Origin of the sequence: Pseudomonas marginalis (assembly GCF_008692035.1) — a bacterium.
Taxonomy (GTDB): Bacteria; Pseudomonadota; Gammaproteobacteria; order Pseudomonadales; family Pseudomonadaceae; genus Aquipseudomonas; species Aquipseudomonas marginalis.
The window spans coordinates 323,634-348,609 of sequence record NZ_VTFG01000002.1 but is presented as its reverse complement, the minus strand read 5'-3'; the positions used below and the strand labels follow the sequence as shown (position 1 = coordinate 348,609).

At 59.2% G+C, this 24,976-nt stretch carries 21 protein-coding genes; 18 read left to right on the top strand and 3 right to left on the bottom strand.

Annotation, left to right across the window (positions count from 1 at the left end; genetic code table 11):
- Positions 1 to 167 precede the first annotated feature (167 nt).
- Entirely contained in the window at positions 168 to 536 is a 369-nt protein-coding gene (locus tag FX984_RS21525) for a hypothetical protein (RefSeq protein WP_092358527.1), read from the top strand.
- An 80-nt stretch (positions 537 to 616) separates the two neighbouring features.
- On the opposite strand, the gene FX984_RS21520 is transcribed toward FX984_RS21525, so the two are convergent.
- Complete coding sequence (locus tag FX984_RS21520; protein WP_146478070.1) at positions 617 to 2,170, bottom strand: glycoside hydrolase family 17 protein; 1,554 nt, start codon at positions 2,168 to 2,170, stop codon at positions 617 to 619.
- A gap of 332 nt (positions 2,171 to 2,502) precedes the next feature.
- Between FX984_RS21520 and FX984_RS21510 the strand changes: the two genes are divergently transcribed.
- From FX984_RS21510 to FX984_RS21500, 3 genes are all read left to right on the top strand, one after another.
- A complete protein-coding gene (locus FX984_RS21510; protein ID WP_027607053.1) occupies positions 2,503 to 3,354 on the top strand; it encodes a glycine betaine ABC transporter substrate-binding protein in 852 nt (283 codons plus the stop codon).
- 262 nt (positions 3,355 to 3,616) lie between these two features.
- Positions 3,617 to 3,928, top strand: a complete 312-nt coding sequence (locus FX984_RS21505) for a DUF485 domain-containing protein (protein WP_027607054.1) — start codon at positions 3,617 to 3,619, stop codon at positions 3,926 to 3,928.
- Complete coding sequence (locus tag FX984_RS21500; RefSeq protein ID WP_027607055.1) at positions 3,925 to 5,583, top strand: cation acetate symporter; 1,659 nt, start codon at positions 3,925 to 3,927, stop codon at positions 5,581 to 5,583. The genes FX984_RS21505 and FX984_RS21500 overlap by 4 nt, the downstream gene beginning before the upstream one ends.
- 230 nt (positions 5,584 to 5,813) lie before the next feature.
- On the opposite strand, the gene gltA is transcribed toward FX984_RS21500, so the two are convergent.
- Positions 5,814 to 7,103, bottom strand: coding sequence for a citrate synthase (gene gltA, locus FX984_RS21495; protein WP_027607056.1), 1,290 nt, complete (start codon positions 7,101 to 7,103; stop codon positions 5,814 to 5,816).
- Positions 7,104 to 7,468: 365 nt separating this feature from the next.
- Here gltA and sdhC point away from each other — a divergent pair, with 365 nt between their 5' ends.
- The 11 genes from sdhC (at position 7,469) to FX984_RS21440 (ending at position 21,494) form a co-directional block, all read left to right on the top strand.
- Positions 7,469 to 7,843 (top strand): succinate dehydrogenase, cytochrome b556 subunit, encoded by a 375-nt coding sequence (gene sdhC, locus FX984_RS21490; protein ID WP_003172804.1) that lies wholly within the window; start codon positions 7,469 to 7,471, stop codon positions 7,841 to 7,843.
- Complete coding sequence (gene sdhD / locus FX984_RS21485; RefSeq protein WP_003172805.1) at positions 7,837 to 8,205, top strand: succinate dehydrogenase, hydrophobic membrane anchor protein; 369 nt, start codon at positions 7,837 to 7,839, stop codon at positions 8,203 to 8,205. Before sdhC ends, sdhD begins: the two co-directional genes overlap by 7 nt.
- A 3-nt stretch (positions 8,206 to 8,208) precedes the next feature.
- The gene (gene sdhA / locus FX984_RS21480) at positions 8,209 to 9,981 is read left to right on the top strand and encodes a succinate dehydrogenase flavoprotein subunit (RefSeq protein ID WP_027607057.1); all 1,773 of its coding nucleotides are present in this window, start codon (positions 8,209 to 8,211) and stop codon (positions 9,979 to 9,981) included.
- An 11-nt stretch (positions 9,982 to 9,992) separates the two neighbouring features.
- Positions 9,993 to 10,697 (top strand): succinate dehydrogenase iron-sulfur subunit, encoded by a 705-nt coding sequence (locus FX984_RS21475; RefSeq protein WP_003172807.1) that lies wholly within the window; start codon positions 9,993 to 9,995, stop codon positions 10,695 to 10,697.
- 261 nt (positions 10,698 to 10,958) lie between these two features.
- Positions 10,959 to 13,790, top strand: a complete 2,832-nt coding sequence (locus FX984_RS21470; RefSeq protein ID WP_027607058.1) for a 2-oxoglutarate dehydrogenase E1 component — start codon at positions 10,959 to 10,961, stop codon at positions 13,788 to 13,790.
- 44 nt (positions 13,791 to 13,834) lie between these two features.
- Positions 13,835 to 15,094, top strand: coding sequence for a 2-oxoglutarate dehydrogenase complex dihydrolipoyllysine-residue succinyltransferase (odhB, locus tag FX984_RS21465; protein WP_146478068.1), 1,260 nt, complete (start codon positions 13,835 to 13,837; stop codon positions 15,092 to 15,094).
- Positions 15,095 to 15,195: 101 nt separating this feature from the next.
- Complete coding sequence (lpdA, locus tag FX984_RS21460; RefSeq protein WP_027607060.1) at positions 15,196 to 16,632, top strand: dihydrolipoyl dehydrogenase; 1,437 nt, start codon at positions 15,196 to 15,198, stop codon at positions 16,630 to 16,632.
- A gap of 203 nt (positions 16,633 to 16,835) precedes the next feature.
- Positions 16,836 to 18,002 carry an ADP-forming succinate--CoA ligase subunit beta gene (gene sucC, locus FX984_RS21455; RefSeq protein WP_003233235.1) on the top strand — a complete coding sequence of 389 codons (1,167 nt, stop codon included), beginning with the start codon at positions 16,836 to 16,838 and terminating at the stop codon, positions 18,000 to 18,002.
- The gene (gene sucD, locus FX984_RS21450; RefSeq protein WP_003172813.1) at positions 18,002 to 18,883 is read left to right on the top strand and encodes a succinate--CoA ligase subunit alpha; all 882 of its coding nucleotides are present in this window, start codon (positions 18,002 to 18,004) and stop codon (positions 18,881 to 18,883) included. The genes sucC and sucD overlap by 1 nt, the downstream gene beginning before the upstream one ends.
- A 416-nt stretch (positions 18,884 to 19,299) precedes the next feature.
- Positions 19,300 to 20,613 carry a branched-chain amino acid transport system II carrier protein gene (gene brnQ, locus FX984_RS21445; RefSeq protein WP_065939927.1) on the top strand — a complete coding sequence of 438 codons (1,314 nt, stop codon included), beginning with the start codon at positions 19,300 to 19,302 and terminating at the stop codon, positions 20,611 to 20,613.
- Positions 20,614 to 20,756: 143 nt separating this feature from the next.
- The gene (locus FX984_RS21440) at positions 20,757 to 21,494 is read left to right on the top strand and encodes a DUF599 domain-containing protein (RefSeq protein ID WP_146478066.1); all 738 of its coding nucleotides are present in this window, start codon (positions 20,757 to 20,759) and stop codon (positions 21,492 to 21,494) included.
- Positions 21,495 to 21,588: 94 nt separating this feature from the next.
- Here FX984_RS21440 and FX984_RS21435 read toward each other — a convergent pair whose 3' ends face one another.
- Positions 21,589 to 21,840: a hypothetical protein gene (locus FX984_RS21435; RefSeq protein WP_010211724.1), complete on the bottom strand. Its 252-nt coding sequence runs from the start codon at positions 21,838 to 21,840 to the stop codon at positions 21,589 to 21,591.
- Positions 21,841 to 21,998: 158 nt separating this feature from the next.
- Here FX984_RS21435 and FX984_RS21430 point away from each other — a divergent pair, with 158 nt between their 5' ends.
- The 3 genes from FX984_RS21430 to htpG all read left to right on the top strand — a co-directional run bounded on the left by FX984_RS21430 (position 21,999) and on the right by htpG (position 24,918).
- A complete protein-coding gene (locus FX984_RS21430; protein WP_027607063.1) occupies positions 21,999 to 22,475 on the top strand; it encodes a PaaI family thioesterase in 477 nt (158 codons plus the stop codon).
- Entirely contained in the window at positions 22,472 to 22,924 is a 453-nt protein-coding gene (locus FX984_RS21425; RefSeq protein WP_065939925.1) for a PaaI family thioesterase, read from the top strand. The genes FX984_RS21430 and FX984_RS21425 overlap by 4 nt, the downstream gene beginning before the upstream one ends.
- Positions 22,925 to 23,013: 89 nt before the next feature.
- On the top strand, positions 23,014 to 24,918 hold the full coding sequence (gene htpG, locus FX984_RS21420; protein ID WP_027607065.1) for a molecular chaperone HtpG: 1,905 nt from the start codon (positions 23,014 to 23,016) through the stop codon (positions 24,916 to 24,918).
- The last annotated feature ends 58 nt before the right edge of the window (positions 24,919 to 24,976 follow it).

Below are 24,976 nucleotides of genomic sequence, written 5' to 3'. Positions count from 1 at the left end.
TGCCAGCTCTCGGCACGAAAAGTCGGAAAATAACGTCGGATTCGGGGTAATAGTAGCGAGACGATACACTTTGCCATGCATTAGTGAACACTAATTGTGTGTATGCACCTTGCTAACGGCCGCCGGCGCATTAAGCTGAGCGCCGTTTTTGCCTATCGGAGTGCTCCATGTCCCGCCGCTTGCCGTTGATTTTGCTGCTTATTGCCCTGCCGTTATGGCTGGCTGCCAGTTATGGCGCGCGTTACGGCTTTATGGAAGATGGCCAGTGGGTCGGCATCTGTGCCGACGAGGCCAGCCGCTGGGAATGCCAGGTGCGTTCGAACCTGGGCTTGATGATTCACTTCAAGGTGCTGGGCTGGGCCGCGCTGGTGACCTCGGTGCTGGCGTTTTTCGTGCCGGGCCGTGCGGGATGGGGCTTGGCGGTACTGGGGCTGGCGTTCGGGCTGCCGGCCCTGGCGTTGTACAACACCTCGTTTGCGGTGTTTGCGGTGGTGATTGCGGGGTTGCGGTTGGTCAGGCAGTCGCGGCGCGCCTGACAAGACCAATCGGGAGCAAGCCCCCTCCCACATGAGAACGCAGTCCAAAGGTGGGAGGGGGCTTGCCCCCGATGGCGCTCTTAAGCCTTGCGCATCCGCAAGCACCGCCACAAAGCCACAACCATCAACCCACTGACCACCGCCCAACCCCACGCCTGCTGGTTCAGCAAGCCTTCACGGTACAGCTGTGGCGCAATGCCGGCCCCGATGATAAAGGTCAGCAAGGCAATCTCCCGGCGTGGTCCGGTCACCGGACGAACCAGGTACACCAACGCCGGCAGCAGCAGCGCCGCACTCGGGAAGCTGCGGTAGCGTGGGTCAAACACCAGTGCCAGCATCATCACGGCGCCCGCGAACCCTGCGATTGCCACCAGCCAGCCGGCACGTTGTTCCAGCCAGTTGAACAGCCGTTCGCGCCAGCCTTCACGGGCACTCAGGGCCAGTGTGGCGTGGGCCAGCACCAGCAGGTTCAGCGCCACGAGTAAACCGGCCCATGCCCACTCATCGTTGAAGCGCGCAGTCACGCGGGTCAGTTCGGCCCAGGTGCCGATGGCGCAGGCAGCCACTGCACCCAGCAGGGGCAGGGCGATCGCGGCGCGCGAGCTGCGGACGCGACCACCGAGCACCAGCGTGCCCAGCAGGATAATCCCGCCGACCCCCAGCCACAGCGGCCAGTGCGGCACATTGGTCACCGGCCCGGCGAGGATGCCCTTGTCCTGGCGGTCGGCATCGAACAGGCCCCAGTAGCCGCCCACGGCACCTTCACTGGCGCGCTTCCACGGTTGGTCAAACGCTTCGATCAGGTTGTAGTGCCAGCCATTGGCCTCGGCCATGGCCACGAAGCCACGCATGAACTTGGCCTCATTGACCCGGCTCGGCACCGCGGTTTCGCGTTGGCGGCCTTCGCTGGGCCAGCCCGTCTCGCCGATCAATATGTCCTTGGGCGCGAATTTGTTGCCAAAGGTCTGGCGTACATCGCCCACATGCTTGAGGGCCTGGTCGATGCCGGAGGGGTCATCTTCCCAGTAGGGCAGCAGGTGGATGGTCAGGAAGTCCACCGCCGGCGCGATTTCCGGGTGCTGCAGCCAGAACTCCCAGACGTCGGCGTAGGTGACCGGCTGCTTGATCTGGCTTTTGACCTTATGGATCAGCGCCACCAGCTGTTTGGCGGTGACTTCCTTGCGCAGCAGCGCTTCGTTGCCGACGATCACCGAGGTGACCACATCGGGGTTGGCGTTAGCCGAGGCGATCAGTTGGTCGACTTCTTTTTCGGTCGCGACCGGGTCGCTGCTGACCCAGGCGCCCGCCATCACCTTTAACCCATGCTTGCGCGCCAGGTCCGGCAAGGCTTCCAGGCCGGTCATGGAGTAAGTGCGGATGCACTCGAAGCGGGTGGCCAGCAGGGCCAGGTCGGCGTCCATGCGCGCGGGGCGCAGTGTGAACGGTTGGTCGAAGGGCGATTGGTCCTTGTCGAACGGTGTGTACGACGCGCATTGCAGCTTGTGACTGGCACTGGCCACATCCGGCAGCACCACCGGCCGGCCGAGGCCATACCAGTAGCCGACAAGGGCCAGCAGGCCGAGGATCAAAGCGAAGCAATAGGGCAGGGCAGGGAAGCGGGCAGTCGCGGGCATGGTCGGCTTATCTGGGGGAGCAAAGGCGCGCATCTTACCCGGATTTGCGCTATCCCAGTGGGGCTGCATAATTTTGACATGCAAAGTTCAGGCGGGATCGTGGGGTTAAGTCCTACAAAAAGTCCTACTGGCGATGTGATGTCGTTTCTTGCTTGCATGAGGTCGCTGACAGAGCAGGTCGAAGGCTGCGGCAGGTTGATGATCGACGTGTCAGCACTCCACTGATGTCGCAGCAGCCGGATCGATGCGCGTGAAGGGGGCGCGGCGCACCACATAACAACAGGTTGACGTCGCTCGACATCCGTCGGGCGCAGCACTTTCGGGGAAGTACGATGAAGATGCGACGACTCTTGGGCGCAGCTGCCACTCTGGTAGTTGCGATGAGCTCCACACTGGCCAGCGCCGACAGCAAAACCCTGAGCATCGGTTATGTAGATGGCTGGTCCGACAGCGTTGCCACCACGCATGTGGCGGCAGAGGTGATCAGGGAAAAGCTCGGTTATGACGTCAAACTGCAAGCGGTCGCCACCGGGATCATGTGGCAGGGTGTGGCCACCGGCAAGCTCGATGCCATGCTCTCCGCCTGGCTGCCGGTGACCCACGGCGAGTATTGGACCAAGAACAAGGACAAGGTGGTCGACTACGGCCCCAACTTCAAGGATGCGAAGATCGGCTTGATCGTGCCGGAGTACGTCAAGGCCAAGTCCATCGAAGACCTCAAGACCGACACCACCTTCAAGAACAAGATCGTCGGCATCGACGCCGGTTCAGGCGTGATGCTCAAGACCGACGAAGCCATCAAGCAGTACGGCCTCGACTACAAACTGCAAGCCAGTTCGGGTGCGGCGATGATCGCCGAGCTGACCCGTGCCGAAGACAAACAGGAATCCATTGCGGTCACCGGCTGGGTGCCACACTGGATGTTCGCCAAGTGGAAACTGCGTTTCCTGGACGATCCAAAAGGGATTTATGGTGCTGCTGAAACCGTCAACAGCATCGGCAGCAAGGGCCTGGAGAAGAAAGCGCCGGAAGTCGCGGCGTTCCTGAAGAAATTCCAGTGGGCCTCCAAGGATGAGATCGGCGAAGTCATGCTCGCTATCCAGGAAGGCGCCAAGCCTGATGCAGCGGCCAAGGACTGGGTGGCCAAGCACCCTGAGCGCGTAGCCGAGTGGACCGGTAAATAACCCCCCAATGCCTTGATACAACCCCCTGTGGGAGGGGCTTGCCCCCGATTGCGGTGTGTCAGTCGTCAATGATCTGACTGGCTCACCACTATCGGGAGCAAGCCCCCTCCCACATTATTTTCGTCACCCGCAAATGTTTCTGCGCCCTCTCAATCCCTCGCTACACTCCGTCTAATACTAAGGTCGTCTGGAACCTGTTCCGTAGCCGCATACAGTGGATACGTACCAATAATAAAAAAGCTGTGCTGCGAGGATAAAAACAATGAACGACAGCATTTACCTCTCGATTCAAAACAGCCCGCGTTTCAAGGAGCTGGTAAGAAAAAGGGAAAGGTTCGCCTGGATTCTCTCGGCGATCATGCTAGGGCTGTACTCCGGATTCATCCTGTTGATTGCCTACGGGCCACAAGTACTGGGGGCTAAACTCAGCCCCGGCTCATCCATCACCTGGGGCATCCCCATTGGGGTCGGGCTGATTGTGTCGGCCTTTGTCCTCACCGGCATCTATGTGCGACGCGCCAACGGCGAATTCGACGACCTGAACAATGCGATTCTCAAGGAGGCTGCGCAATGATCCGTCGTCTATTGGCAGTATTCGGCGCTTCGGTCTTCGCTCCTGCGGTGTGGGCGGCGGATGCATTGACCGGTGAAGTGCACAAACAACCGCTGAATATCGCAGCGATCCTGATGTTCGTGGCCTTTGTCGGCGCGACGTTGTGCATCACCTACTGGGCGTCCAAGCGCAACAAGTCGGCGGCCGACTACTATGCGGCCGGCGGCAAGATCACCGGTTTCCAGAACGGCCTGGCGATTGCCGGCGACTACATGTCGGCCGCATCCTTCCTGGGTATTTCCGCACTGGTGTTCACCTCCGGCTACGACGGCCTGATCTACTCGATCGGCTTCCTGGTGGGCTGGCCGATCATTCTGTTCCTGATCGCCGAGCGCCTGCGTAACTTGGGCAAGTACACCTTTGCCGACGTGGCGTCCTATCGCCTCGGGCAAACCCAGATCCGCAGCCTGTCGGCCTGTGGTTCCCTGGTCGTGGTGGCGTTCTACCTGATCGCGCAAATGGTGGGGGCGGGCAAGCTGATCCAGCTGCTGTTCGGCCTCGACTACCATGTGGCGGTGATCCTGGTCGGGATCCTGATGTGCCTGTATGTGCTGTTCGGCGGCATGCTGGCGACCACCTGGGTGCAGATCATCAAGGCGGTGCTGTTGCTGTCCGGTGCTTCGTTCATGGCGCTGATGGTGATGAAGCACGTCAACTTCGACTTCAACACGCTGTTCTCCGAGGCGATCAAGGTCCACCCTAAAGGTGAAGCGATCATGAGCCCCGGCGGCCTGGTGAAAGACCCGATCTCCGCGTTCTCCCTGGGCCTGGCACTGATGTTCGGTACCGCCGGCCTGCCGCATATCCTGATGCGCTTCTTCACCGTAAGCGACGCCAAGGAAGCGCGTAAGAGCGTGCTGTATGCCACGGGCTTCATCGGCTACTTCTATATCCTGACCTTTATCATCGGCTTCGGCGCGATCCTGCTGGTCAGCACCAACCCGGCGTTCAAGGATGCTGCAGGCGCCTTGCTGGGCGGTAACAACATGGCGGCGGTGCACCTGGCCAACGCGGTGGGTGGCAGTATCTTCCTGGGCTTCATCTCGGCGGTGGCCTTCGCCACCATCCTCGCCGTGGTTGCCGGCTTGACCCTGGCCGGTGCTTCGGCGGTGTCCCATGACCTGTACGCCAGCGTGATCAAGAAAGGCAAGGCCAACGAAAAGGATGAGATTCGCGTATCGAAGATCACCACCATCGCCCTCGCAGTGTTGGCGATTGGCCTGGGCATCCTGTTCGAAAGCCAGAACATCGCGTTCATGGTCGGCCTGGCGTTCTCGATTGCCGCCAGCTGTAACTTCCCGGTGTTGCTGCTTTCCATGTACTGGAAAAACCTCACCACCCGTGGCGCGATGATTGGCGGTTGGCTGGGCCTGATCAGTGCCGTTGGCCTGATGATCCTGGGTCCGACCATCTGGGTCTCGATCCTGCATCACGAAAAAGCCATCTTCCCGTACGAATACCCGGCGCTGTTCTCGATGATCATTGCGTTCATCGGTATCTGGTTCTTCTCCATCACCGACAAGTCGGCGGCGGCAGAGAAAGAGCGTGCGCTGTACTTCCCGCAGTTTGTGCGTTCGCAGACTGGCCTGGGGGCGAGTGGGGCGGTTAATCACTAAGGTTGTAGCTGGATAAAGAAAAGCCCCGGTCGAAAGGCCGGGGTATTTTTTTGCCTGGGGTTTATGGGGGGCTGCTACTGGCCTCATCGGGGGCAAGCCCCCTCCCACACTTGATCTATGAATACGTTCAAATGTGTGAGGGGGCTTGCCCCCGATGGCGGTAGATCAGGCGCCACAAATAAAAACGGCCTCCACTGAGGGAGGCCGTTTTCGGTGCTGCTGAAAGGTGCTTACTTGCGATCTTCCAGCTTGGTAATGTCACGCGACTCGTAGCCTGTGTACAGCTGGCGCGGGCGGCCAATCTTGTACGGGCTGGAGAGCATTTCTTTCCAGTGGGAGATCCAGCCCACGGTCCGCGCCAGGGCGAAGATCACGGTGAACATGCTGGTTGGAATGCCGATCGCCTTGAGGATGATCCCCGAGTAGAAGTCGACGTTCGGGTACAGCGAGCGTTCGATGAAGTACGGGTCGGTCAGGGCGATCTCTTCCAGGCGCATGGCCAGTTCGAGTTGCGGATCGTTGTTGATGCCCAGTTCCTTCAGCACTTCGTCGCAGGTCTGCTTCATGACGGTGGCGCGTGGGTCGCGGTTCTTGTAGACCCGGTGACCGAAGCCCATCAACTTGAACGGATCGTTCTTGTCCTTGGCCTTGGCGATGAACGTGTCGATGTTGGACACATCGCCGATTTCATCGAGCATGGTCAATACGGCTTCGTTCGCACCGCCGTGGGCAGGGCCCCACAGTGCGGCGATACCGGCGGCGATACAGGCGAACGGGTTGGCACCCGAAGAGCCTGCCAGGCGCACGGTGGAGGTGGAGGCGTTTTGCTCGTGGTCGGCGTGGAGGATGAAGATCCGGTCCATTGCCTTGGCCAGCACCGGGCTGATCGGTTTGATCTCGCACGGGGTGTTGAACATCATGTGCAGGAAGTTTTCCGCGTACGTCAGGTCGTTGCGCGGGTACATCATGGGTTGGCCCATGGAGTACTTGTAAACCATTGCGGCCAGGGTCGGCATCTTGGCAACCAGGCGGATCGCGGAAATTTCGCGATGCTGCGGGTTATTGATGTCGAGGGAGTCGTGATAGAAGGCCGACAGGGCGCCGACCACGCCGCACATGACCGCCATCGGGTGGGCGTCGCGACGGAAGCCGTTGAAGAAGGTCTTCAACTGCTCGTGAACCATGGTGTGGTTCTTCACGGTGCTGACAAACTGGGCTTTTTGCTCGGCTGTTGGCAATTCGCCATTTAGCAGCAGGTAGCAGGTTTCCAGATAGTCCGATTTTTCCGCCAGTTGCTCGATCGGGTAGCCCCGGTGCAGCAGGATGCCATTGTCGCCGTCGATATAGGTGATCTTCGACTCGCAAGAGGCGGTCGACATGAAGCCTGGGTCGAAAGTGAAACGGCCCGTGGCCGTCAGGCCCCGTACGTCGATAACATCGGGACCAACGGTGCCGGTTAAAATGGGCAGCTCGACGGGGGCTGCGCCCTCGATGATCAACTGCGCTTTTTTGTCAGCCATGTGGCCTCCTATTTATGCTTCAAATCATCAGACAGACCCCCCACGCAGGGCCCGCACCACTATAGTGAGATAAATTCAGATGTCAATTTGCCTAAAGTCTTGCCCCAGAAGGCTTTAACCGGACTTTTTCCTCGAAATTGCCTGCCATTTACGCCTTTTATCCCGCCAGCGCAATCCGCTATTAGGGTGAGGTGCGCGCGTTGTCATTAGTAACCTAACTGTCTATACTCGGCCACCGACCGCCAAGGGCTTTTGGGCTTGCTTTCATTGGGGGTCGCACTCCCTGGGTGGTGCTTACCTGACCAGTCGCACTCCCCAACAACTTTGCCCTGATTGTTAGGGGCTCTTCAGTGTGAAAAAAAGCCGTGAATAGCCAACGACCTGTAAACCTAGACCTAAGGACCATCAAACTCCCCATCACCGGCGTTACGTCGTTCCTGCACCGTGTTTCCGGCATCATCCTGTTCCTGGGCTTGGGCATCATGCTTTATGCATTGAGCAAATCCCTGGGTTCCGAGGAAGGATACGCCGAGGTGAAGGCATGCTTGACCAGCCCGCTGGCCAAGTTCGTAGCATGGGGCCTCCTGTCCGCTCTGCTGTATCACCTGGTAGCCGGTGTGCGCCACTTGATCATGGACATGGGCATCGGTGAGACGCTGGAAGGCGGCCGCCTGGGCTCGAAAATCATCATCGCCATTTCCGTGGTGCTGATCGTTCTGGCAGGAGTTTGGATATGGTAACCAGCGTTACGAACCTATCGCGTTCGGGCCTCTATGACTGGATGGCGCAGCGTGTGTCTGCGGTCGTTCTCGCGGCTTATTTCATTTTCCTGATCGGATACCTCGTCGCAAACCCGGGCATCGGCTACGAGCAATGGCACGGGCTGTTTTCCCACAATGCGATGCGAATCTTCAGCCTGCTGGCCCTTGTAGCCCTGGGCGCTCACGCCTGGGTCGGCATGTGGACCATCGCGACCGACTACCTGACGCCGATGGCGCTGGGCAAGTCCGCGACCGCAGTCCGTTTCCTCTTCCAGGCAGTATGCGGCGTCGCGATGTTCGCTTACTTCGTCTGGGGTGTGCAGATTCTTTGGGGTATCTGATTCATGGCTAACATTCCAACTATTTCCTTCGACGCCATCATTATTGGTGGCGGCGGTGCCGGCATGCGCGCAGCGCTGCAGCTGGCCCAGGGCGGTCACAAGACTGCCGTGATCACCAAGGTATTCCCGACTCGCTCCCACACCGTATCGGCCCAGGGTGGCATCACCTGCGCCATCGCGTCCGCCGACCCGAACGATGACTGGCGCTGGCACATGTACGATACCGTCAAGGGTTCCGACTACATCGGTGACCAGGACGCTATCGAATACATGTGCCAGGAAGGCCCGGCCGCGGTGTTCGAGCTGGACCACATGGGCCTGCCGTTCTCCCGTACCGAACAGGGTCGCATCTACCAGCGTCCATTCGGCGGCCAGTCGAAGGACTACGGTAAAGGCGGCCAGGCTGCCCGTACCTGCGCCGCGTCCGACCGTACCGGTCACGCGCTGCTGCACACGCTTTATCAGGGCAACCTGAAAGCCGGCACCACGTTCCTGAACGAATACTACGCAGTGGATCTGGTGAAGAACGCCGACGGTGCATTCGTTGGCGTGATCGCCATCTGCATCGAAACCGGTGAAACCACCTACATCCGCGCCAAGGCTACCGTTCTGGCGACCGGCGGTGCAGGCCGTATCTACGCTTCCACCACCAATGCCCTGATCAACACCGGTGACGGCGTCGGCATGGCACTGCGTGCCGGCGTGCCGGTGCAGGACATCGAAATGTGGCAGTTCCACCCGACCGGCATCGCCGGCGCCGGTGTACTGGTCACCGAAGGTTGCCGTGGTGAAGGTGGTTACCTGATCAACAAGCACGGCGAGCGTTTCATGGAGCGTTATGCTCCGAACGCGAAAGACCTGGCGGGTCGTGACGTCGTTGCCCGTTCGATGGTCAAGGAAATCATCGCCGGTAACGGCTGTGGCCCGAATGGCGACCACGTACTGCTGAAGCTCGATCACCTGGGTGAAGAAGTGCTGCACAGCCGCCTGCCGGGTATCTGTGAGCTGTCCAAGACCTTTGCCCACGTGGACCCGGTGGTTGCTCCGGTTCCGGTTGTTCCAACCTGCCACTACATGATGGGCGGTGTTCCGACCAACATTCATGGCCAGGCGATCACCCAGAACGCCGAAGGCGTGGACGAGATCATCCACGGTCTGTTCGCGGTAGGCGAAGTGGCCTGCGTATCGGTACACGGTGCCAACCGCCTGGGCGGCAACTCGCTGCTCGACCTGGTGGTATTCGGCCGCGCGGCTGGCCTGCACCTGGAAAAAGCCCTGACCGACGGCATCGAATACGATGACGCCACCGACGCCAACATCGAGGCCGCCCTGGCGCGCCTGAACGCTCTGAACGAGCGCACTGATGGCGAAGACGTGGCAACCCTGCGTCGCGAGCTGCAAAGCTGCATGCAGAACTACTTCGGTGTATTCCGTACCGGCGAATACATGCAGAAGGGTATTGCCCAGCTGGCCGATCTGCGCAAGCGCATCGCCAACGTCAAGATCAACGATAAGAGCCAGGCGTTCAACACCGCTCGTATCGAAGCCCTTGAACTGCAAAACCTGCTGGAAGTGGCTGAAGCGACTGCGATCGCCGCCGAGGTTCGTAAGGAATCCCGTGGTGCCCACGCTCGTGAAGACTTTGAAGATCGCGATGACGAAAACTGGTTGTGCCACACCCTGTACTTCCCGGGTGACAAGCGCGTAACCAAGCGTGCCGTGAACTTCTCGCCGAAGACGGTTCCGACGTTTGAACCGAAGATTCGGACTTACTAAGGGTGGCTGCCATGTTGAAAGTCAGTGTTTATCGTTACAACCCTGATCAGGACGCTGCGCCGTTCATGCAGGAGTTCCAGGTCGATACCGGTGGTAAAGACCTGATGGTGCTGGATGTATTGGCACTGATCAAAGAGCAGGACGAAGGTTTCTCCTATCGTCGCTCTTGCCGTGAAGGTGTGTGCGGTTCCGACGGCATGAACATCAACGGCAAAAACGGCCTGGCGTGCATCACGCCGCTGTCCGCCGTTGTCAAAGGCAACAAGCTGATCGTTCGTCCTCTGCCAGGTTTGCCGGTTATCCGTGACCTGGTCGTCGATATGAGCATCTTCTACAAGCAATACGAGAAAGTTAAGCCGTTCCTGCAGAACGACACGCCGGCTCCGGCCATCGAGCGTCTGCAGTCCCCAGAAGAGCGTGAAAAGCTCGATGGCCTGTACGAGTGCATCCTGTGCGCCTGCTGCTCGACGTCGTGCCCGTCCTTCTGGTGGAACCCGGACAAGTTCCTGGGTCCAGCTGCCCTGCTGCAAGCGTACCGCTTCCTGGCAGACAGCCGTGACACCAAGACGTCCGAGCGCCTGGCTTCGCTGGATGACCCGTTCAGCGTATTCCGCTGCCGCGGGATCATGAACTGCGTCAACGTATGTCCTAAAGGCCTGAACCCGACTAAGGCCATTGGTCACATCCGTAACATGCTGCTGCAAAGCGGTGTGTAACTGACGTTGTAACAAAGCAGGACCGTTGTGCCCGTAAATGCTACGGCGCAGGCTTCAACCGGCGCCGTAGTTTTAACTTGAGCAGCGACTTACAAAGCCGCGGCTCTTATTTTGAAGAAATGAGACAAGCAGGGGCATTCGGGTTGGTACCCGAACTATCAGCGTGATCCTAAGTGGCTTGTTTTGGTCGCTGCACTTGGCCTTTTGCAAGCAAACTCGGTGTTTTCGCCGGTGGTGTCCCCAAATCGAGGGTGACCAAGCATGCAAGAAAGCGTGATGCAGCGCATGTGGAACAGCGGCTATCTTTCAGGTGGTAACGCTGCCTATGTGGAAGAGCTTTATGAGCTCTACCTGCACGACCCTAACGCTGTGCCAGAAGAATGGCGCACCAAATTTCAGACGTTGTCTTCAGACGGCAACGCTGCCACCGATGTATCGCACGCAACAATTCGCGATCAGTTCGTGCTGCTGGCAAAGAACCAGCGCCGCGCCCAACCGGTTTCCGCCGGCAGCGTGAGCAGTGAGCACGAGAAGAAGCAAGTTGAAGTACTGCGACTGATCCAGGCCTACCGGATGCGTGGCCACCAGGCGGCCCAGCTTGACCCGCTGGGGCTCTGGCAGCGTCCTGCACCTGCTGACCTGTCGATCAATCATTACGGCTTGACCAATGCCGATCTTGATACGACCTTCCGTGCCGGCGACCTGTTCATCGGCAAAGAGGAAGCGAGCCTACGCGAAATTCACGAAGCGTTGCAGCAGACATATTGCCGCACCATCGGCGCTGAGTTCACGCACATCACCGATTCGGAGCAACGCCACTGGTTCCAGCATCGCCTGGAAGGCGTGCGTGGCCGTCCGGTATTGTCCGCCGACGTGCGCAGCCACCTGCTTGAGCGTGTGACCGCAGCCGAGGGCCTGGAAAAATACCTGGGTACCAAATACCCGGGCACCAAGCGTTTCGGCCTGGAAGGCGGCGAGAGCCTGATTCCGATGCTCGACGAGCTGATCCAGCGTTCCGGTTCCTACGGCACCAAGGAAATCGTGATCGGCATGGCCCACCGTGGTCGCTTGAACGTGTTGGTCAACACCTTCGGCAAGAACCCGCGTGAGCTGTTCGACGAGTTCGAGGGCAAGAAGAAGGTCGAGCTGGGTTCCGGTGACGTTAAATACCACCAGGGCTTCTCGTCCAACGTGATGACCACCGGCGGTGAAGTTCACCTGGCCATGGCGTTCAACCCATCCCACCTGGAAATCGTTTCTCCAGTGGTCGAGGGTTCGGTCCGTGCTCGCCAGGATCGTCGTAACGACACCACCGGTGAAAAGGTCCTGCCGATTTCCATCCACGGTGACGCGGCATTCGCCGGTCAAGGCGTGGTCCTGGAAACGTTCCAGATGTCGCAGACCCGCGGCTTCAAGACCGGCGGTACCGTTCACATCGTCATCAACAACCAGGTTGGCTTCACCATCAGCAACCCGCTGGACGCGCGTTCCACCGAGTACGCCACCGACGTTGCCAAGATGATCCAGGCGCCGATCCTCCATGTGAATGGCGATGATCCGGAGGCCGTGCTGTTCGTGACCCAACTGGCTGTCGACTACCGCATGCAATTCAAGCGTGACGTGGTGATCGACCTGGTTTGCTACCGCCGCCGCGGTCACAACGAAGCCGACGAACCAAGCGGCACCCAGCCGTTGATGTACCAGCAGATCACCAAGCAGCGCACCACCCGTGAGCTGTATGCCGAAAGCCTGACCAAGGCCGGTATCGTTGACGATGAACGTGTTCAGGCGAAGATCGATGAATACCGCAACGCGCTGGACAATGGTCTGCATGTCGTAAAAAGCCTGGTCAAGGAGCCGAACAAAGAGCTGTTCGTTGACTGGCGTCCGTACCTGGGTCACACCTGGACGGCGCGTCACGACACCTCGTTCGATCTGAAGACCCTGCAGGAACTGTCCGCCAAGCTGCTGGAAATTCCGGAAGGCTTCGTGGTGCAGCGCCAGGTTGCGAAGATCTACGAAGACCGTCAGAAGATGCAAGCCGGCGGCCTGCCGATCAACTGGGGTTATGCCGAAACCATGGCGTACGCGACCCTGGCGTTCGAAGGTCACCCGATCCGCATGACTGGCCAGGACATCGGCCGTGGTACGTTCTCGCACCGTCACGCGGTTCTGCACAACCAGAAAGACGCAAGCACCTACGTTCCGCTGAAGCACCTCTACGAAGGCCAGCCACGTTTCGACCTGTACGATTCGTTCCTGTCCGAAGAAGCGGTACTGGCGTTCGAATACGGTTACTCGACCACCACGCCGAATGCGCTGGTGATCTGGGAAGCCCAGTTCGGCGACTTCGCCAACGGCGCCCAAGTGGTTATCGACCAGTTCATCACCAGCGGCGAGCACAAGTGGGGTCGCCTGTGCGGTCTGACCATGCTGCTGCCACATGGCTATGAAGGTCAGGGCCCTGAGCACTCCTCGGCCCGTCTGGAGCGTTACCTGCAACTGTGCGCCGAGCACAACATCCAGGTGTGCGTGCCGACCACCCCGGCACAGATCTACCACTTGCTGCGTCGCCAGGTAATCCGCCCGCTGCGCAAGCCGCTGGTCGTGCTGACGCCGAAGTCGCTGCTGCGTCACAAACTGGCCATCTCGACCCTGGAAGATCTGGCGGATGGCTCGTTCCAGACCGTTATTCCAGAAATCGACACGCTGGACCCGGCCAAGGTGACTCGCCTGGTGCTGTGCAGCGGCAAGGTCTACTACGACCTGCTGGAAAAACGCCGTGCCGAAGGCCGCGAAGACATCGCCATCGTGCGTATCGAGCAGCTTTATCCGTTCCCGGAAGACGACCTGATGGAGGCCATCGCGCCTTACACCAACCTCACTAACGTGGTGTGGTGTCAGGAAGAGCCGATGAACCAGGGCGCTTGGTACAGCAGCCAGCATCACCTGCGTCGCAGCATCGGTAACCACAACAAGGCCCTGGGCCTGGAGTACGCCGGCCGTGATGCTTCCGCTGCACCTGCGTGTGGTTATGCGTCGATGCACGCCGAGCAGCAGGAAAAACTGCTGCAAGATGCTTTCACTGTTTAACGCCTTCGCGCTGACTGAAACCGAATTTTAAGGACCCACAGATAATGGCTATCGAAATCAAAGCCCCGTCATTCCCGGAATCGGTTGCCGATGGCACCGTTGCCACCTGGCACAAGAAACCAGGTGAGGCCGTCAAGCGTGACGACCTGATCGTCGACATCGAGACCGACAAAGTCGTGCTGGAAGTGTTGGCCGAGGCTGACGGCGTGCTGGGCGCAATCGTTGCCGAAGAGGGCGCTACCGTTCTGTCGAACCAGGTACTCGGCTCGATCGAAGAGGGCAGCGCTGCCGCTGCTCCTGCTGCCGCTGCTGCACCGGCCGCTGCCGCTGCTCCTGCTGCCGCTGCTGCACCGGCCGCTGCCTCGGCACCTGCTGCCGCTCCGGCTGCGGGTGGCGAAGATCCAATCGCCGCACCGGCTGCTCGCCAGTTGGCTGAAGAAAACGGCATCAACCTGGCTTCCATCAAAGGCACCGGCAAAGACGGCCGTGTGACCAAGGAAGACGTGGTCGCTGCTGTTGAAGCCAAGAAAAACGCTCCGGCTGCCGCGCCTGCCAAGGCTGCTGCCCCGGCTGCCGCTGCGCCTGTGTTCGCTGCCGGCGACCGCACCGAGAAGCGTGTACCGATGACCCGCGTGCGTGCCACCGTGGCCAAGCGCCTGGTTGAAGCACAGTCGAACATGGCGATGCTGACCACTTTCAACGAAGTCGACATGACCGAAGTCATGGCTCTGCGTTCGAAGTACAAGGATCTGTTCGAGAAGTCCCACAACGGCGTGCGCCTGGGCTTCATGTCGTTCTTCGTGAAAGCGGCCACCGAAGCGCTGAAACGCTTCCCGGCAGTCAACGCTTCCATCGACGGCGGCGACATCGTTTACCACGGTTATGCAGACGTCGGCGTTGCCGTGTCCAGCGACCGTGGCCTGGTGGTCCCGGTCCTGCGTAACGCCGAACTGATGAGCCTGGCTGAAATCGAAGGCGGCATCGCCGGCTTCGGCAAGAAAGCCCGTGACGGCAAGCTGACCATCGACGAGATGACCGGTGGTACCTTCACCATCACCAACGGTGGTACCTTCGGTTCGATGATGTCGACGCCGATCGTTAACCCGCCGCAAGCCGCGATCCTGGGCATGCACAACATCATCCAGCGTCCGATGGCCATCAACGGCCAAGTCGTGATCCGCCCAATGATGTACCTGGCGCTGTCTTACGATCACCGCCTGATCGATGGTAAAGAAGCCGTGACTTTCCTGGTGACCATCAAGAACCTGCTGGAAGACCCGGCTCGTCTGCTGCTGGATATCTGATAGAAGCAGCTGCAGGTCTCAAGTGACAGATTGCCGGATAAGGCAGTTGGGCTTGGGGCTTGCGGCTTGAAAGCTTGCTGCTAAATAGAGGAACTATTTTCATGTCGCAGAAATTTGACGTTGTAGTGATTGGTGCGGGTCCTGGCGGCTACGTTGCCGCCATCAAGGCCGCACAACTGGGCCTCTCGACTGCTTGCATCGAAAAATACACCGACAAGGAAGGCAAACTGGCACTGGGCGGTACTTGCCTGAACGTCGGTTGCATTCCGTCCAAGGCGCTGCTGGACAGCTCCTGGAAATTCCACGAGGCCCAGGACGGTTTCGCGATCCACGGCATCAACCATGCCGGCGTGACCATGGACGTGCCAGCAATGGTCGGCCGTAAAGCCAACATCGTCAAAGGCCTGACTTCCGGCGTTGCCACCTTGTTCAAGGCCAACGGCGTGACTTCCCTGCAAGGCCACGGCAAGCTGCTGGCCGGCAAGAAAGTTGAAATCACCAAGCCGGACGGCTCGGTAGAAGTCATCGAAGCCGAGAACGTGATCCTGGCCCCAGGTTCGCGTCCAATCGATATTCCACCGGCTCCGGTTGACCAGAACGTGATCGTTGATTCGACCGGCGCCCTGGAATTCCAGGCTGTGCCTAAGCGCCTGGGCGTGATCGGCGCCGGCGTGATCGGCCTGGAACTGGGTTCGGTCTGGTCCCGCCTCGGTTCCGAAGTGACCGTGCTGGAAGCCCTGGACACGTTCCTGCTGGCTGCTGACACCGCAGTGTCGAAGGAAGCGCTGAAAACCCTGACCAAACAAGGTCTGGACATCAAGCTGGGCGCTCGCGTGACCGGCTCTAAGGTCAACGGCGAAGAAGTCGTCGTGACCTACACCGACAAGGATGGCGAACAGACCATCACGTTCGACAAGCTGATCGTAGCCGTTGGTCGCCGTCCAGTGACCACCGACCTGCTGGCTTCCGACAGCGGCGTGAACATCGACGAGCGTGGCTTCATCCACGTTGACGATCACTGCGCTACCACCGTTCCGGGCGTCTACGCCATTGGCGACGTGGTTCGCGGCATGATGCTCGCGCACAAGGCTTCCGAAGAAGGCATCATGGTCGTCGAGCGCATCAAGGGCCACAAGACCCAGATGAACTACGACCTGATCCCATCGGTTATCTACACCCACCCGGAAATTGCATGGGTCGGCAAGAACGAACAGCAGTTGAAAGCTGAAGGCGTTGAAGTTAACGTCGGCACCTTCCCGTTTGCCGCTTCTGGCCGTGCCATGGCAGCCAACGACACCGGTGGTTTTGTCAAAGTCATCGCTGATGCCAAGACTGACCGCGTATTGGGCGTCCACGTGATTGGCCCAGGCGCAGCAGAACTGGTTCAGCAGGGCGCGATCGGTATGGAATTCGGCACCAGTGCCGAGGACATCGGCATGATGGTCTTCTCCCATCCGACCCTGTCCGAAGCGCTGCACGAAGCCGCGTTGGCAGTGAATGGCCATGCCATCCACATCGCCAACAAGAAGAAGCGCTAAGCGAGATAATAAGAAACCACGGCGGAGTTGCCCGTCGTGAGCCTTGCGCGCAAGACTCACCGCGGAATATCCGCTGGACGCAGTCTTGCGCAGCTTTACGGGCCTGAGCCCCGCAAGTTGCGCAAGCAGCAGTCACAGGTGGCGCGGCACTCATAATGAGCGCAGCGCCGAATGCGCAGTACCTAACGAAGACGGTAAAAAGCATGAATCTTCACGAGTATCAGGGTAAGCAGCTGTTCGCTGAATACGGCCTGCCAGTTTCCAAGGGCTACGCAGTAGACACCCCGGAAGCAGCAGCAGAAGCTTGCGACAAAATCGGCGGCACCGAGTGGGTTGTCAAAGCCCAGGTCCACGCTGGTGGTCGCGGTAAAGCGGGCGGCGTTAAGCTGGTTCGCAGCAAAGAAGACGCCAAGGCCTTCGCACAGCAGTGGCTGGGCAAGCGTCTGGTGACTTACCAGACTGATGCCAATGGCCAGCCAGTCACCAAGATCCTGGTTGAATCGTGCACTGATATCGCTAAAGAGCTGTACCTGGGCGCTGTCGTTGACCGTTCGAGCCGTCGCATCGTGTTCATGGCTTCCACCGAAGGTGGCGTGGACATCGAGAAGATCGCTCACGAAACCCCAGAAAAAATCCTGAAAGCCACTATCGATCCACTGGTTGGCGCCCAGCCATTCCAGGGTCGCGAGCTGGCTTTCCAGCTGGGCCTGGAAGGCAAGCAAGTTGCCCAGTTCGCCAAGATCTTCGTAGGTCTGGCCAAGCTGTTCCAGGATCACGATCTGGCCCTGCTGGAAGTGAACCCGCTGGTGATCAAGGCTGATGGCGATCTGCACTGCCTCGACGCCAAGATCAACATCGACGCCAACGCCATGTACCGTCAGCCTAAGCTGAAGACTTTCCACGATCCGTCCCAGGACGATCCGCGCGAAGCGCACGCTGCCAAGTTCGAACTGAACTACGTAGCCCTGGAAGGTAACATCGGTTGCATGGTCAACGGTGCCGGCCTGGCCATGGGTACCATGGACATCGTCAACCTGCATGGCGGCAAACCAGCCAACTTCCTCGACGTGGGCGGTGGTGCTACCAAAGAACGCGTAACCGAAGCCTTCAAGATCATCCTGTCCGACTCCAACGTCGCTGCAGTACTGGTCAACATCTTCGGCGGCATCGTTCGTTGCGACATGATTGCCGAAGGCATCATCGGTGCAGTGAAAGAAGTCGGCGTTAAAATCCCGGTTGTTGTTCGCCTTGAAGGCAACAATGCTGAACTGGGCGCTAAAGTACTGGCAGAAAGCGGTTTGAACATCATCGCGGCTACCAGCCTGACCGACGCTGCTCAACAAGTTGTCAAAGCTGCGGAGGGCAAATAATGAGCGTCCTGATCAATAAAGACACCAAAGTTATCTGCCAGGGTATTACCGGTTCGCAAGGTAGTTTCCACACCCAGCAAGCCATCGAATACGGCACCAAGATGGTTGGCGGCGTAACCCCGGGCAAAGGCGGCACCGAGCACCTGGGCCTGCCAGTGTTCAACACCGTGAAAGACGCTGTAGCTGCCACTGGCGCCACCGCCAGCGTGATCTACGTTCCAGCTCCTTTCTGCAAGGACTCGATCCTGGAAGCGGCATTCGGCGGCATCAAGCTGATCGTGTGCATCACCGAAGGCATTCCTACCCTGGACATGCTGGACGCTAAAGTTAAGTGCGACGAGCTGGGCGTAGTCCTGATCGGCCCTAACTGCCCAGGCGTGATCACTCCAGGCGAATGCAAGATCGGCATCATGCCAGGTCACATTCACTTGCCAGGTAAAGTCGGTATCGTTTCCCGTTCCGGCACCCTGACCTACGAAGCTGTGAAGCAGACCACTGACGCCGGTTTCGGTCAGTCGACTTGCGTCGGCATCGGCGGTGACCCGATCCCGGGCTCCAACTTCATCGATATCCTGAAGCTGTTCCAGGAAGACCCGAAGACCGAAGCGATCGTGATGATCGGTGAGATCGGCGGTTCGGCTGAAGAAGAAGCGGCTGCCTATATCAAGGCACACGTGACCAAGCCGGTTGTTTCCTACATCGCTGGTGTGACTGCCCCTGCGGGCAAGCGCATGGGCCATGCGGGCGCAATCATCTCTGGCGGCAAAGGCACTGCAGACGAGAAATTCGCTGCACTGCAAGACGCAGGCGTTAAAACCGTGCGTTCGCTGGCAGACATCGGCAAGGCCTTGGCCGAGCTGACCGGTTGGGCTGTCAAGTAAGCCTCGCGCTTAGCTGACGCTTTACCAGCAAAGGCCACCTTCGGGTGGCCTTTGTGCATTCTGCAGATTGTTGACGATTCAAATGTGGGAGGGGGCTTTCCCCGATTGCAGTGCATCAGCCAGCTAATGTGGGACTGACGCACCGCTATCGGGGGCAAGCCCCCTCCCACAATTTTGTTTGTATTGCCAAATTAAGTATGAAAACGCGACATCGAGATGTCGCTTATCGGACAGTCCGCCCCGCAACAGTGCGTTTGTCAGGCTAATTCTGTACCCTAGCCGCCTCTTTATGCGTCCGCCTCCCAAAAGGAAGCTGCGCGCTAGACCGGCCGGTGCCCATAAGGGCCGGCAGCATTTCCCTCATCCATAGGGAATCCCTCTCTAAATTCCGATTCAGTAGTGTGGTATTTCCTCAAATGAAAGTGTTGAAAAGCCAGGACATCCTGGCGTTGGGCTTCATGACCTTCGCCCTGTTCGTGGGCGCCGGCAACATCATCTTCCCGCCTATCGTTGGTTTGCAGTCCGGGCCTCATGTCTGGATGGCGGCGCTGGGCTTCCTGATCACCGCCGTTGGCCTGCCGGTGGTCACCGTGATCGCCCTGGCCAAGGTCGGAGGCGGCATGGACGCGCTGAGCAGCCCGATCGGCAAGATCGCCGGTGGCCTGCTCGCGGCGGCGGCGTATCTGGCGGTAGGGCCGCTGTTCGCCACCCCGCGTACCGCGACCGTGTCGTTTGAAGTGGGCCTGGCGCCGCTGACCGGCGAAAGCCCGCTGGCGTTGTTCCTCTACAGCTCGGTGTATTTCCTGGTGGTGTTCTTTGTCTCCCTGTACCCAGGCCGACTGCTGGACACCGTGGGTCGCTTCCTGGCGCCGCTGAAGATCATCGCCCTGGCCATCCTCGGCATTGCCGCGTTTGCCCTGCCGGCTGGTGAGGTGGGTGTCGCCACCCCGGAATACGTCGCCGCACCGTTTTCCCAGGGCTTTATCAATGGCTACTTGACCATGGATACCCTGGGTGCGCTGGTGTTTGGCATTGTGATCGTCAATGCGATCCGTTCCCGTGGTGTCGAATCGCCCAAGCTGATCACCCGCTACGCGATCATTGCCGGGTTGATTGCCGGCGTCGGTTTGGCGCTGGTGTATGTCAGCCTGTTCCGCCTCGGGTCGGGCAGCCATGAAGTCGCTGCCGGCGCGGCCAATGGCGCCGCAGTGCTGCACGCTTATGTTCAGCACACCTTCGGTTCCCTGGGCAGTGGGTTCCTGGCTGTATTGATCTCCCTGGCATGCCTGGTCACAGCCGTCGGCCTGACCTGCGCGTGTGCCGAGTACTTCAGCAAAATCCTGCCGCTGTCCTACAAGGCGCTGGTCGTCATTCTGGCGCTGTTCTCGCTGTTCGTGTCGAACCTGGGCCTGACCAAGCTGATTGCGTTCTCGATCCCGGTACTCACTGCGATCTATCCGCCGTGCATCGTGCTGGTGGCGTTGAGCTTCTGCAAAGACTTCTGGCAGGAACAGGGCCGTATCGTCGGGCCGGTGATGCTGGTGTCGTTCATCTTTGGTTGCATTGACGCGCTCAAGGGCGCAGGCCTGGCAGGCTGGATGCCTTCGCAGCTGGCGAACCTGCCGCTGAGCGAGCAAGGCCTGGCGTGGCTGGTGCCGTCGGTGATGACGCTGGTTGTGGCGGTCGTCATTGATCGCATGCTGGGTAAGCGCAGCGAAGCCATCGCATAACAAGCGGGTTTCATGCAGTACGGAAATGCCTCGTATCAATCGATACGGGGCATTTTTTTTGAGCGGCGGGCGGTGTCTTTTTCTTTGCGCTAACGTCGAACAGACGCAAAAAGTTTTTCAATCTCCTTTCTGCAAGGACCCGCATGTCGTTCGTCGAAGCCAATCAGATCCATCTGCTTGCCGCCCTCTGGTTCATCCTGTGCTGGGGCGGCTACACCCGTTATGCCACCTGGAAAGCCCGAGACACCGCGTGCCTGGCCAGCGTGCTGCATTTGTACCGCGAGGACTGGATGCGCCGCATGCTGCTGCGCGACAACCGCATCGCCGACGCCAGCGTGATCGGCAACCTGGAGCGTAATGCCTCATTCTTCGCCTCCAGCACCTTGATCATCCTCGCCGGCATTCTCACGGTGCTGGGGGCCTCCGAACGGGCGGTGTCATTGCTGGCAGACATACCCATGGTGCAGCAGGCCTCCCAGGGCATGTCGGAGATCAAGCTGCTCTGCCTGGCGCTGGTCTTTGTCTATGCCTTCTTCACCTTCAGTTGGTGCATGCGCCAGTACAACTTTGCCGCTGTGCTGGTCGGGTCGGCACCGATGATCGGTGAGCGGCATGTGTCGGAGCAGGAGCGCAAGGCGTTTGCCCTGCGTGCGGCGCGAGTGATTTCCATGGCCGCCAACCAGTTCAACTTTGGCCTGCGTTCTTATTACTTCGGCATGACCATGCTGGCGTGGTTCGTCAGCCCCTGGTTGTTCATGTTGATGAGTGCCGGGGTGGTGTTTGTGTTGTATCGCCGGGAGTTTCATTCCGACGTACTGCAAGTGATGGTGTATACGCAGACGGATACACCGATTCCTGAGCCCGCCAAAGAGGAGATTTAATGCGTGACGCGCTGAGTTAAAAACAACAGGCAAAGTAAAGCCCGCTATATAAGCGGGCTTTCTTTTTGCAGCGAAGCTATTTCATGCCGCGGTATCAGGAACCGGTGGCAGGGGTAGCTGGTGCTGCTTCTTTTGCGGCGGCTTCGTTCGATTCAGCCTGAGCTTTGGCAGCATCGGCGTTTTCTTTCGCAGCGTCGTTCACTTTATCCTGAGCTTTCGCCATGTCTTTTTGAGCTTGCTCAGAATGCGCTGCGGCATCTTGGGCTTTGTCTTCGGATTTCTTGTCGCAAGCAGCGAGACCGAGGGCAGCGGCCAACATCATGGAAATAGCTAAAGTCTTACGCATGGGGTGTTTCTCCTTAGTGAAGATATCTACTGGCCTTTCGAGCATGGCCGTTCAGCATTAGTTCCTTTTATTCCACAGATATATAAACAACGACCTCAAAGGAACTTTCGCCCGCACCGTCTATTTCGCCCATCAACACTAATAAGAGTCTGCAACGAATGACCGAAAATCCCTTGTTAGAGCGCGCGACGCGCTTTGTCTCGGCCTTGCGCCATTGTCAGGTGCTGGGTATCAGCGTTCATCATGCCAGCGAGGAGGGCATCACGTTGGTCATGCCTTACGCGCCGCAGTTGGTGGGTGATCCCCAGACCGGCGTGATCCACGGTGGCGCGTTGACATCCTTGATGGATACCGCCTGCGGCATGGCCACCCTGTGTGTCCTGCCGGAGTTCGAGGTGTGCCCGACCCTGGACCTGCGTGTCGACTATATGCATCCCGCCGAGCCGCATAAGCCGGTATATGGTTTCGCCCAGTGCTACCGGGTGACCACCGACGTGATCTTCACCCGTGGTTTTGCCTATCAGGACGACCCGCAACAACCCATCGCCCATGTGGTGGGCACCTTCATGCGCATGGGCAAGCGTCTCAAGGGCACCCAAGGGTTGGGGCGCGCCATCAAGGGAGAGCAGGCATGACCCATCGATTCAAGACCCGCCTGGAACAGGCCCATCAGCGCGGCAGCTACGAGGCGCTGCTGGACCTGATCCCCTACGCCAAACTGATCGGTATCGAATGCACCCGGCTGGGGGATGAATTGCTGTTTCGCCTGCCGGCCCACAAGGACAATATTGGTAACCCCATATTGCCGGCGCTTCACGGCGGGGTGATTGCCGGCTTCATGGAACTGGCAGCGGCGTTGCACCTGCTGGTGTTTACCGGAGCGCCGGGCCTCCCGAAAATCATCGATTTCTCCCTTGATTACCTGCGCGCCGGCCAGTTTCGCGACACTTACGCCAAATGCCAGGTGTGGCGCCAGGGCCGGCGGGTGGCGAATGTGGCGATCACCGCCTGGCAAACCACCGCCGCCGAGCCCATCGCCACCGCCCGTGCGCATTTCAAGATCGAGGACGTGGTCCGCCCTTGAAATCCTGCTCTTAGCCCCCAACTTTGATGACAACCCGCCGCCAACCCTTCAGGGTGCGGCCACTGCCATCCAATTGGAGTTTGATGACCATGAGTGTGGAAACTCAAAAGGAAACCCTGGGCTTCCAGACCGAGGTGAAGCAACTGCTGCACCTCATGATCCATTCGCTGTATTCCAACAAGGAAATCTTCCTTCGCGAATTGATCTCGAACGCCTCTGACGCTGTCGACAAATTACGTTTCGAAGCCCTGTCCAAGCCTGAACTGCTGGAAGGCGGCGCGGAACTGAAAATCCGTGTGAGCTTCGACAAAGACGCCAATACCGTCACCCTCGAAGACAACGGTATCGGCATGAGCCGTGAAGATGCGATTACCCACCTGGGGACCATCGCCAAATCCGGTACCGCCGACTTCATGAAAAACCTGTCCGGCGACCAGAAGAAAGATTCGCACCTGATCGGCCAGTTCGGTGTGGGCTTCTACTCGGCCTTCATCGTGGCCGACAAGGTTGAAGTGTTCAGCCGTCGTGCCGGCCTTGACGCCAGCGAAGGCGTGCACTGGGCTTCCAAGGGCGAGGGCGAATTTGAAATCGCCACCGTCGACAAGGCTGACCGTGGTACCCGCATCGTCCTGCACCTCAAATCCGGTGAAGACGAGTTTGCCGATGGCTGGCGCCTGCGCAATATCATCAAGAAGTACTCCGACCATATCGCCTTGCCGATCGAGCTGCCGAAAGAACAAACGGCTGCCGAAGGTGAAGAGAAGCCTGCCCAGGAATGGGAAACCGTCAACCGCGCCAGTGCCCTGTGGACCCGTCCGCGTACCGAGATCAAGGACGAGGAATACCAGGAGTTCTACAAGCACATCGGTCACGACTACGAAAACCCGCTGAGCTGGAGCCATAACAAGGTCGAAGGCAAGCTGGAATACAGCTCGCTGCTCTACGTGCCGGCCCGTGCGCCGTTCGACCTGTACCAGCGTGAAGCGCCGAAGGGCCTGAAGCTGTACGTGCAGCGCGTGTTCGTGATGGACCAGGCGGAGTCGTTCCTGCCGCTGTACCTGCGCTTTATCAAGGGCGTGGTCGACTCCAATGACCTGTCGCTGAACGTGTCGCGGGAAATCCTGCAAAAAGACCCGATCATCGATTCCATGAAGTCGGCGCTGACCAAGCGCGTGCTCGACATGCTGGAAAAACTGGCGAAGAACGAGCCAGAGCAATACAAGGGCTTCTGGAAAAACTTCGGCCAGGTCATGAAAGAAGGCCCGGCGGAAGATTTTGCCAACAAGGAAAAAATCGCCGGTCTGCTGCGCTTTGCTTCCACCCAGGGTGAAGAGGGCGAGCAGGTGGTGTCCCTGGCCGAGTACCTGGCACGTGCCAAGGAAGGCCAGGACAAGATTTACTACCTGACCGGCGAAACCTACGCACAGGTCAAGAACAGCCCGCACCTGGAAGTCTTCCGCAAGAAAGGCATCGAAGTGCTGCTGCTGACCGACCGTATCGATGAGTGGCTGATGAGCTACCTCAACGAGTTCGACGGCAAATCCTTTGTCGACGTGGCCCGTGGCGACCTGGACCTGGGTAACCTGGACTCCGAGGAAGAGAAGAAAGAAGCCGAGGAAGTCGCCAAGGCCAAAGAAGGCCTGGTTGAGCGGATCAAGGCGTCCCTGGGCGATGCCGTCAGCGAAGTGCGGGTTTCCCATCGTCTGACTGATTCCCCGGCGATCCTGGCCATCGGCGAGCAGGACCTGGGCATGCAGATGCGCCAGATTCTCGAAGCCAGCGGCCAGAAGGTCCCGGACTCCAAGCCGATCTTCGAATTCAACCCGGCTCACCCGTTGATCGAGAAACTCGACGGCGAGCAGAGCGAAGAGCGCTTTGGCGACCTGTCCCACATCCTCTTCGACCAGGCGGCCCTGGCCGCTGGCGACAGCCTCAAGGACCCGGCCGCCTACGTGCGCCGACTGAACAAGCTGTTGGTTGAACTGTCGGTTTGATACCGTTGTAGAAAAACCCGCTTCGGCGGGTTTTTTCGTTCTAGTGCACCCTAACTGG

Bases quoted from the DNA above. Each gene is read 5' to 3' on its own strand.
- FX984_RS21525 (WP_092358527.1), top strand. From the start codon at position 168: ATGTCCCGCCGCTTGCCGTTGATTTTGCTGCTTATTGCCCTGCCGTTA.
- FX984_RS21520 (WP_146478070.1), bottom strand. From the start codon at position 2,170: ATGCCCGCGACTGCCCGCTTCCCTGCCCTGCCCTATTGCTTCGCTTTG.
- FX984_RS21510 (WP_027607053.1), top strand. From the start codon at position 2,503: ATGAAGATGCGACGACTCTTGGGCGCAGCTGCCACTCTGGTAGTTGCG.
- FX984_RS21505 (WP_027607054.1), top strand. From the start codon at position 3,617: ATGAACGACAGCATTTACCTCTCGATTCAAAACAGCCCGCGTTTCAAG.
- FX984_RS21500 (WP_027607055.1), top strand. From the start codon at position 3,925: ATGATCCGTCGTCTATTGGCAGTATTCGGCGCTTCGGTCTTCGCTCCT.
- gltA (WP_027607056.1), bottom strand. From the start codon at position 7,103: ATGGCTGACAAAAAAGCGCAGTTGATCATCGAGGGCGCAGCCCCCGTC.
- sdhD (WP_003172805.1), top strand. From the start codon at position 7,837: ATGGTAACCAGCGTTACGAACCTATCGCGTTCGGGCCTCTATGACTGG.
- sdhA (WP_027607057.1), top strand. From the start codon at position 8,209: ATGGCTAACATTCCAACTATTTCCTTCGACGCCATCATTATTGGTGGC.
- FX984_RS21475 (WP_003172807.1), top strand. From the start codon at position 9,993: ATGTTGAAAGTCAGTGTTTATCGTTACAACCCTGATCAGGACGCTGCG.
- FX984_RS21470 (WP_027607058.1), top strand. From the start codon at position 10,959: ATGCAAGAAAGCGTGATGCAGCGCATGTGGAACAGCGGCTATCTTTCA.
- odhB (WP_146478068.1), top strand. From the start codon at position 13,835: ATGGCTATCGAAATCAAAGCCCCGTCATTCCCGGAATCGGTTGCCGAT.
- lpdA (WP_027607060.1), top strand. From the start codon at position 15,196: ATGTCGCAGAAATTTGACGTTGTAGTGATTGGTGCGGGTCCTGGCGGC.
- sucC (WP_003233235.1), top strand. From the start codon at position 16,836: ATGAATCTTCACGAGTATCAGGGTAAGCAGCTGTTCGCTGAATACGGC.
- sucD (WP_003172813.1), top strand. From the start codon at position 18,002: ATGAGCGTCCTGATCAATAAAGACACCAAAGTTATCTGCCAGGGTATT.
- brnQ (WP_065939927.1), top strand. From the start codon at position 19,300: ATGAAAGTGTTGAAAAGCCAGGACATCCTGGCGTTGGGCTTCATGACC.
- FX984_RS21440 (WP_146478066.1), top strand. From the start codon at position 20,757: ATGTCGTTCGTCGAAGCCAATCAGATCCATCTGCTTGCCGCCCTCTGG.
- FX984_RS21435 (WP_010211724.1), bottom strand. From the start codon at position 21,840: ATGCGTAAGACTTTAGCTATTTCCATGATGTTGGCCGCTGCCCTCGGT.
- FX984_RS21430 (WP_027607063.1), top strand. From the start codon at position 21,999: ATGACCGAAAATCCCTTGTTAGAGCGCGCGACGCGCTTTGTCTCGGCC.
- FX984_RS21425 (WP_065939925.1), top strand. From the start codon at position 22,472: ATGACCCATCGATTCAAGACCCGCCTGGAACAGGCCCATCAGCGCGGC.
- htpG (WP_027607065.1), top strand. From the start codon at position 23,014: ATGAGTGTGGAAACTCAAAAGGAAACCCTGGGCTTCCAGACCGAGGTG.